Below are 252 nucleotides of genomic sequence, written 5' to 3' on the forward strand. Positions count from 1 at the left end.
GAACGATCCGACCGTTGGCGCGTTCTTCACTGTTCTCGCAGCGAAGCCGGCGTCCGAAATACGGATGCCAGCGATAATGGACTTCGACCTCCTGCCCAACATGGGCAGAATGACCCCGAGATTGCAATTGGAAGAAAAAATTGGCTCTTCGCTGGCGCCGACACGGGTGCGGAGACATTGGCACGTGCCATGACTATTATCGAGACGGCCAAGATGAACGGCATCGATCCTCAGGCTTATCTGGCCGACGTG

Annotated in this window: 1 protein-coding gene; it reads left to right on the plus strand. The window is 56.3% G+C overall.

Going from position 1 to position 252, the window contains the following annotated elements:
* Positions 1 to 252: transposase domain-containing protein (locus tag D3227_RS43660; protein WP_245452180.1), on the plus strand; the 252-nt coding region annotated here is incomplete at both ends.

Origin of the sequence: Mesorhizobium waimense, from assembly GCF_003601975.1 — a bacterium.
GTDB lineage: Bacteria > Pseudomonadota > Alphaproteobacteria > Rhizobiales > Rhizobiaceae > Mesorhizobium > Mesorhizobium waimense.